Source organism: Rugamonas sp. GW822-FHT03B10 (assembly GCF_058801745.1).
The window spans coordinates 122817-130760 of sequence record NZ_JBXANP010000016.1 but is presented as its reverse complement, the minus strand read 5'-3'; the positions used below and the strand labels follow the sequence as shown (position 1 = coordinate 130760).

4 protein-coding genes are annotated in these 7944 nt (G+C 69.2%); all 4 read right to left on the bottom strand.

Features of this window, described 5'->3' with window-relative positions; translation table 11 throughout:
• The coding region (locus AC1RQG_RS21810; protein WP_493134495.1) for an MFS transporter at positions 1-682 on the bottom strand (682 nt) is incomplete at its 3' end.
• Between the two features lie 59 nt (positions 683-741).
• Positions 742-3594 carry an EAL domain-containing protein gene (locus AC1RQG_RS21805; RefSeq protein WP_493134494.1) on the bottom strand — a complete coding sequence of 951 codons (2853 nt, stop codon included), beginning with the start codon at positions 3592-3594 and terminating at the stop codon, positions 742-744.
• 173 nt (positions 3595-3767) lie between these two features.
• Positions 3768-5195 carry an RCC1 domain-containing protein gene (locus tag AC1RQG_RS21800; RefSeq protein ID WP_493134493.1) on the bottom strand — a complete coding sequence of 476 codons (1428 nt, stop codon included), beginning with the start codon at positions 5193-5195 and terminating at the stop codon, positions 3768-3770.
• A 233-nt stretch (positions 5196-5428) separates the two neighbouring features.
• A complete protein-coding gene (locus AC1RQG_RS21795) occupies positions 5429-7678 on the bottom strand; it encodes a YgiQ family radical SAM protein (protein ID WP_493134492.1) in 2250 nt (749 codons plus the stop codon).
• Between the last annotated feature and the right edge of the window lie 266 nt (positions 7679-7944).

Sequence of the window (7944 nt, the reverse complement as noted above, 5' to 3'; positions counted from 1 at the left end):
CCGCGCGCAGCCTGCGCGACCTGCTGCTGGCCGCGGCCGTGGCCGCCGCCGCGCGCGCGCCGCACGCGCCCGCGCGCGGCGCCGGGATCAGCCACCACAACAGGCCGGCGGCCGCCACGCCAAGCAAGCCCATCAACGTGACGCTGGCCTGCCAGCTGAGCACCACCAGCAGCAAGCCCACCAGGCCGGGGATCAGCGTCTTGCCGATGTCGCCGGCGAAGTTGTACTGGGCCAGCGCCTGCTTGACGCCGCCGCCGGCCGCGTGGCTGTCGGTGACCATGGACGAGGCCAGCGGGTGCTGGGTGCTGGCGCCCAGGCCGCCCAGCAGCAGCGCCAGCAGCAGCAGGCCGATGCCGCCGGCCTGGCCCGCGATCAGGTAGGCCACGCCGGCCAGGGCCGTGCCGCCCACCAGCAATCGCGTGCGCCCCCAGCGCCGCGCCAGCCGGCTGGCCAGCAGCTGGAAGCCGGCCATCATGCCCGAATAGGCGCCGCGCAGCAGGCCCACCATCGCGTAGCTGATGGCGAATTGCGTCTGCCAGATCGGCAGCAGCACGTAGATCAGATCGGTCAGGCCGTCGTGCACGGCATGCGCGCTGCACGCGGCCAGCAGCGCGCGGCGGCGGCGGACGGTTTCGATCGCGGCCGGCGCTGCGGTCACGGTGGCGGCGGAGGTGTCGGGCATGGATGGGGATGCATGTAAAAACGGCAATCTTACCGCTTTATGGCAGACCCCGCTCCGGCTCAGGCATGGCTGGGCGATTGTTGCGCCGGCGTTTGCGCCTGGGCTTTGAGCAGCGCGTCGAACTGCTCGGCCGGCATGGGGCGCGCGAACAGGTAGCCCTGGCCGTAGTCGCAGCCGGCCGCCGCCAGCAGGTCGCGCTGCTCGGCCGTCTCCACCCCTTCCGCGATCACCCGCAGGCCCAGCTTGTGGGCCATCACGATGATGGCGTCCGACAGCGCCATGTCGCTCGAATCGGGCGCCAGGTTGCGGGTGAATGAGCGGTCGATCTTCAGGTAGTCGATGTCGAACTTCTTCAGGTACGACAGCGAGGAATAGCCGGTGCCGAAATCGTCGAGCGCGACCTGGATGCCGGCGTCGCGCAGCTGCAGCAGCTTGTTGCTGACGGCGCTGTTGGCGTCGAGCAGCAGGCCCTCCGTGATCTCGACCACCACCGACTGGCCCGGCAGGTCGAGCGCCTGCAATTCGCCCAGCCAGGCCTGGTAGGAGCCATCCTCGCGCTGGAATTCCAGCGGCGACTGGTTGACGCTGACCTGGAACTCGGGATGGTGCTCGCGCCGCCAGCGCCGCACCCACTGCACCGATTCGCGCAGCACCCACGAACCGATCTCGATGATCAGGCCGCTCGCCTCGGCCAGCGGGATGAACTCCAGCGGGCTGACCATGCCGCGCTGCGGATGGGTCCAGCGGATCAGCGCCTCGGCCTTGTGGATGCGGCCGGTGCGCAGGTGCACGATGGGCTGGAAGTACAGCGCCAGCTGGCCGCCCTTGAGCGCGCCGCGCAGGTCGTTGGTCAGGCGCATGCGGTTGAGCGCGGCCACCTGCAGCGTGGACGTGAAGTAGCTGAAGCGGTTGCGCCCGCCGCCCTTGGCCGCGTACATGGCCTGGTCGGCGTGCTTGAGCAGGTTGTCGATGTCGCGCGCGTCGTCCGGGTACAGCGTGATGCCGATCGAGGCCGACACGAAGGCCTGCTCCTCGCCCAGCGCGAACGGGGCGCGCAGGCTGTCGAGGATGTGCTGGGCGATGGTGTCGACCCGGCCGCGCTCGTCCACGCCGGACAGGATCACCGTGAACTCGTCGCCGCCCAGCCGCGCCACCGTGTCGGACTTGCGCACGCAGGCGCCGATGCGGCGCGCCGCGTCCACCAGCAGCACGTCGCCCTGCTGGTGGCCGAGCGTGTCGTTGACCTCCTTGAAGTGGTCGAGGTCGATGAACAGCACGGCGATGCGGCCGCCGTCGCGCTGGCACTTGAGGATGGCGTGCGCCAGCCGGTCGTGGAACATGCGCCGGTTCGGCAGCTGGGTCAGCGGATCGAAGTTGGCCTGCTGCCAGACCAGCGCCTCGGTCTCCTTCTGGTCCGTCACGTCCTCGATCATGCACAGGTGGTGCGGGTGGCCGCGGTCGGCCGTGTCGACGGCCGCGATCGAGGCGTCCACCCACACCACCGTGCCGTCGGGCCGCAGCAGCCGCTTGGACAGCTTGTAGCCGGTGATGCGGCCGGCGTTGAGCTGCTCCATCTGCAGCTGCTCCGGCACCACGTCGTCGGGGTGGCAGATGTCGATCCAGCGGCTGGCCATCATCTCCTGCTGCGTGCGGCCGGCGATCTCCAGGTAGCGCGGGTTGATGTCGGTGTAGCGGCCGGTCACCGAGTCGATCAGGGCGATGCCCATCGGCGCCTTCTCGAACATGGTGCGGAACCGCAGCTCGCCCTTGCGGATGGTCTCCTCGGCCCGCCGGCGCTCGCGCGCCAGCAGCGCGAAGTGCACGGCCAGGCCCGCCACCAGCAGCAGCGCCGCCGCGCCCAGCACGCGGTACAGCCAGCGCAGGCGGGTGCGGCCGTCGCCGGCCTCGTACATGAAGCCGTCGAAGCCGGCCTTGGCCGGCAGCATGCCCAGCCCCGCGTACACGTCGGCGATGTGGCGCCAGCGCTCGGGGTTCATGTAGCCGATCTCGACCAGCACCGGCTGCACCAGCGGCACCATCTGGCGCGCCTCGTACAGCAGGTGCTGGCGGTCGTTGCGGCGCGAATACTTGTTGAGGATGAGGTCGGCGATCTCCTCCTGGTGGCTCATCGCGTACTGCCAGCCGCGCATGCTGGCCGCGCGGAACGCCTTGACCCGCTGCGGATGGGCAGCCAGCTCGGCCTCGCTGGTGAACAGGTTGTCGCCGTAGAAGTCGATGCCGGCCGTGCGCGGCGAGTAGATGTCGTAGGGGAAGCCGAGGCGGTCGAAGATGTCGGGCTCGTTGGTGGTGTAGATCGACATGGCGTCCACCCTGCCCGACACCAGGTCGTCCGGATTGAAGCTGTGCTCGACGCGCTGGAAGCTGCTGGCCGGTATGCCCTCCTGCTTGAGGTAGGCGAGCAGTTCGTCGGCGTTGCTCATCTCGTCGGTGAGCGAGCCTATCATGGCGCGCTTGCCGACGATGCGCCGCAGGTCGGGTTCGCTGCCGCTCTGGCGCATGGCCAGCGCGTACGGCGAATGCTGGAAGATCACGCCCAGCACCACCACCGGCTTGCCGGCCAGGCGCGCCAGCAGCAGGCTGCTGCCGCCCACGCCATAGTTGGCCTGGCCGGTGAGGACGGCGCGCTCGGGTTCGTTGCTGTCGCTGCCCTCGCGGATCTGCACGTCGAGCCCCGCGTCGCGGTAATAGCCCTGTTCCAGCGCCGCGTAATAGCCGGCGAACTGGAACTGGTGGTGGTGCTTGAGCTGCAGGGTGACCGTCTCCAGCGCGCGCGCCGGCGCGGCCGCCAGCGCCAGCCAGGCCCAGCCCAGCAGCAACAGCCAGCCGGCCCGGCCCAGGAGGCGGACGGCGTGGCGGCGGCGGACGGCGAGGCGGGCGTACAGGTCGGGCACGGCGGTTCCAGTGGCTGGGAGGATAGTCGCGGGCATGCCAGCAAATTGTAGCCCGTCCCGCCCCCGCCACGCAGGCTATGTCGTTGCCATGCGACAAAACCCACCGAAAACCGGGGTCAGGTCATGCCGTCGCGCAATTTGCGCGAGGGCATGACCTGACCCCGGTTGTTGGTTTAGGGCAGGTTGATGGGCGTGCTCGCCTGGACGGTCTTGCCGTTGCCGAGCTGGCCTTCCGCGTTGCGGCCCCAGCCCCACAGGGTGCTGTCCGTCTGCAGGCCGAAGGTGTGGCTGGCGCCGGCGCTCACGCTGCTCCAGTTGGTGGCCAGGCCGATCTGGTTCGGGCTGCTCGTGTCCTGCCCCAGCCCGTCGCCGAGCTGGCCGTCGCTGTTCGAGCCCCAGCCCCACAGCGTGCCGTCGGTGCGCACCGCCATCGTATGGCTGCCGCCGGCCGACACCACGGCCCAGTTCATGGCCGTCGTGATCTGGGCCGGCGCCGTCACGTTGAGCGAGCCGTTGTTGCCGACCTGGCCGGCACCGTTGCCGCCCCACGCGAACAGGGCGCCGTCGGCGCGGATGGCCGCCGAATGGCTGTCGCCGGCCGAGATGACGGTCCAGGTCGAGCTGCCCACGCGGGCCGGCTGCAGCACATCGGGACCGCTCAGACCGTTGCCGAGCTGGCCGTTCAGGTTGCCGCCCCACGAATACAGCGAGCCGTCGGTGCGCAAGCCCAGGCTGTGGGTGGTACCGGCCGCCACCTTGAGCCAGGTGGTGGCGGTGCCGATCTTGGTCGGCACCAGCTTGTCGATGTTGGTGTTGTCGCCCAGCTGGCCGTTGAAGTTGCGGCCCCAGCCCCACAGCAGGCCGCCCTTGTTGACGGCCAGCGCGTGGGCCTTGCCGGCGGCCACATAGGTCCAGTCGCTCGACGTGCCGATCCTGACCGGGGTGGCCTTGTCGACGGTGGTGCCGTCGCCGAGCTGGCCGTTCTGGTTGAAGCCCCAGGCCCACAGCGTGCCGTCGGTGCGCAGCGCGATGGTGAACTGCTCGCCCACGGCCACCTGCTTCCAGGTCAGCACGCTGCCCGTCACGGGGGTCGGGCTCAGGCGGTCGGTGGTGGTGCTGTCGCCCAGCTGGCCGCGGTTGTTCAGGCCCCAGCCATACAGGCTGCCGTCGGCCTTGCGGGCGAAGGTCTGGTTGCCGCCGGCCACCACCGTGGTCCACGGCGCCTTGACCGTCACGTCGGTGCTGCCCGTGACATTGCCCGAGGTCTGGCTGAAGGTGGCCGTGACGGTGTCGGTGCCGACCGCCTTGCCTGTGATCTGGCCGCTCGAATAGACCGTCACCAGCGCGCCTTTGGCGCTCCAGCTCACGCTCTTGGTCAGGTCCTTGGTGGTCGAATCGGAATAGGTGCCGGTGGCCGTCAGCGGCAGGCTGGTGCCGATGGCGATGGTGGGGCTGGCCGGGGTGATGGCCAGCGACACCAGGGTCGGCGTGGTGGACGGCGTGGTGGTGGTGCCGCCGCCCTTGCCGCCGCCGCCGCAGGCGGTCAGCACGGCCAGCAGCGGCACCAGCAGCAGGGACGACAGTTTAAAGGTAGCTTTCATGGTCTTCCATTTCTTCACAAAAGGGGGAGGCGTGCGCGGCGCCAGCATGCAGCCAGTCTAGCCGGCGGCGCCGGCGCGTCATCGTCCGAGCAAGCCTGAATTATCCACGCAAATGGACCAATTGCGGCAATTTGCAACATTTCTTTTGAGAATTATAAGAAAAAAGGCCGGCGCCCGCCCGTCATCGCGACAGGTGGGCGCCGGCCTGTGGCCCGGCGGGCGCGACGCGGGCCTTATTTGCGGCCGCGGGCCGGCGCGGCCGCGCGGGCCGGCTTGCCGCCCTTGACCGGGGCGGCGGCGGCCGGCTTCTTGACCTTGATGGTGTCGAGGATGGACGGCCGGGCCTTGGTGTCGATGGCGGTGCGCGCCGTCAGCGAGCCGGTCAGCGCATTGGCGCGCGCGCCGCGCGCCGCCGCCGGACCTGGCGCCGGCTTGGCGACGGGCGCCGGCGCGGCGCGGCGCTGCTCGGCCGCCAGCGCCATGCCACCGGCCTCGCCCGGCGACCAGGCCGGGATCAGGTGCTTGTCGCCATTGCCGATCAGGTCGGCGCGCCCCATGCCGGTCAGGGCCTCGCGCAGCAGGGCCCAGTTGTCCGGGTCCTGGTAGCGCAGGAAGGCCTTGTGGATGCGGCGGATCTTGCCGCTGCGGGCCGTCTCCACCACCTCCGAGTCGGCCGTCACCTTGTGCAGCGGGTTCTTGCGCGTGTGGTACATGGTGGTGGCCATGGCCATCGGCGTGGGCATGAAGGTCTGCACCTGGTCGAGGCGGAAGTTGTTCTTCTTCAGCCACAGCGCCAGGTTCAGCATGTCCTCGTCGGTCGTGCCGGGATGGGCCGCGATGAAGTAGGGGATCAGGTACTGCTTCTTGCCGGCCTCCAGCGAGAAGCGGTCGAACATCTCCTTGAACTCGTCGTAGGCGCCGATGCCCGGCTTCATCATCTTCGACAGCGTGTTGGTCTCGGTGTGCTCGGGCGCGATCTTGAGCAGGCCGCCCACGTGGTGGGTCACCAGTTCCTTGACGTACTCGGGCGAGCGCACGGCCAGGTCGTAGCGCAGGCCCGAGCTGATCAGGATCTTCTTCACGCCGGGGATGGCGCGCGCCTTGCGGTACAGCGAGATCAGCTTGCTGTGGTCGGTGCCCAGGTTGACGCAGATGGACGGGTAGACGCACGACAGCCGGCGGCAGGTGGTCTCGATCTCCTTGCTGCGGCACGACAGCCGGTACATATTGGCGGTCGGCCCGCCGAGGTCGGAGATGGTGCCGGTGAAGCCCTTGGTCTTGTCGCGCACGTGCTCGATCTCGCGCAGGATGGACGGCTCGGAGCGGCTCTGGATGATGCGGCCCTCGTGCTCGGTGATCGAGCAGAACGTGCAGCCGCCGAAGCAGCCGCGCATGATGTTGATCGAGAAGCGGATCATCTCCCAGGCCGGGATGTGGGCGTTGCCGTAGCTGGGGTGGGGCGCGCGCGCGTAGTTCATGTCGTACACGCCGTCCATCTCGTCCATCTGCAGCGGCAGCGGCGGCGGGTTGAGCCACACGTCGCGCTCGCCGTGCGCCTGCACGATGGCGCGCGCGTTGCCGGGGTTCGATTCCAGGTGGAACACGCGCGAGGCGTGCGCGTACATCACGGGGTCGGTGCTGACCATCTCGTAGGACGGCAACCGCACCACGGTCTTGTTGTGCTTCTCCTTGGCCATGGCCAGCCGCTCCTCGCGGCTCATGATGCGGATCGGTTTCAGCACCTCGGGCGCGGTGGCGGCGTTCTCGGTGGCGCAGGCGGCCTTGTCCTCCCTGGCCATCGCGTACGGGTCGGGGATGGGATCGATCTTGCCCGGCACGTCGACGCGGGTGGAGTTGTGCTCGCCCCAGTCCGGCCCCGGCAGCCAGCCGTGCGGCACCATGAAGGCGGTGCCGCGCAGGTCGCGGATGGTCTTGATGTCCTCGCCGGCGGCCAGGCGGTGGGTCAGGTCGACCAGCGCCCGCTCGGCGTTGCCGAAGATCAGCAGGTCGGCCTTGGAATCGGCCAGCACCGAGCGGCGCACCTTGTCCGACCAGTAGTCGAAGTGGGCGATGCGGCGCAGCGAGGCCTCGATCGAGCCGATCACGACCGGCGTGCCGGGGAAGGCCTCGCGCGCGCGCTGGGCGTACACGGTGACGGCGCGGTCGGGCCGCTTGTTCGGCTCGGCGTTGGCGGTGTAGGCGTCCTCGGAGCGGATCTTGCGGTCGGCCGTGTAGCGGTTGACCATGGAGTCCATGTTGCCGGCCGTGATGCCGAAGAACAGGCGCGGCTGGCCCAGCACGCGGAACGCGTCGGCCGACAGCCAGTCGGGCTGGCTGATGATGCCGACCCGGTAGCCCTGCGCCTCCAGCAGCCGGCCCACCAGCGCCATGCCGAAGCTCGGGTGGTCGATGTAGGCGTCGCCCGTGACCAGGATGACGTCGCACGCGTCCCAGCCCAGCGCCGTCATCTCGGCGCGGGTCATGGGCAGGAAGGGCGCGGCCGCAGCGCGCGCAGACCGCTTGGGGACGGTCGCAAATAAATGGGTAGGGGAGCTCATATCGGTCGACATTGTACCGGAAATGCCATGATGCCGCGCACCAATTGCCCGTTTTTTGGGCAAGGCGATCGCGGAATTCTTTTATTATTCAAACACTTGTGGTTGAGCCGGCAAGCATGGCGGCGCGGCAATTCATGTCAGAGTCCCATTGCTTTAGCGGGCATCTTTGCTATAACTGAAACGTGGCAACT